Origin of the sequence: Devosia chinhatensis (assembly GCF_000969445.1) — a bacterium.
Taxonomy (GTDB): Bacteria; Pseudomonadota; Alphaproteobacteria; order Rhizobiales; family Devosiaceae; genus Devosia; species Devosia chinhatensis.
In genome coordinates this window covers 1-446 of record NZ_JZEY01000089.1, presented here as the reverse complement: position 1 = coordinate 446, position 446 = coordinate 1, and the positions used below count along the sequence as shown (strand labels likewise).

At 61.2% G+C, this 446-nt stretch carries 1 protein-coding gene; it reads right to left on the bottom strand.

Features of this window, described 5'->3' with window-relative positions; all coding sequences use genetic code 11:
* On the bottom strand, positions 1-446 hold a 446-nt coding region (locus tag VE26_RS16845), incomplete at both ends, for an MBL fold metallo-hydrolase RNA specificity domain-containing protein (RefSeq protein ID WP_046106513.1).

Below are 446 nucleotides of genomic sequence, written 5' to 3'. Positions count from 1 at the left end.
TGCAGCGTGCCGTCGAACGCATAGATGACCAGGTTCCTGGCTCCGACAGACAGTCTCCGCCGGCTCTTGACGGCGCTCTCCTCGAGTGTGCAGAGAACCAGGCCATCAAGAGAAAGCTCGCCCGTACGCACCTCTGGCGGAAAGGTCATAGCCTCAGGGAAGAGACGAACCAGATCGCCGTTCCGCGCCTCGCAGACATTGGCGATGCCAGACTCGCGGCCGAGTTTGGCGTGAGCTGCCAGATGCGCGGCTTCGCCGTGGACCGGGACCAGCACCTCCGGCTTGACCAGGGAATAGAGCTTGCGCAATTCGCCACGACGCGGATGGCCAGTGACATAAACCAGTGCGTCATTGGCTGTGATGACCTCGACGCCTTTGTCGATCAACTGGTTCTGGATGTCCTGCACCTCGCGCTCATTGCCGGGAATGGCCCAGGACGAGAAGAT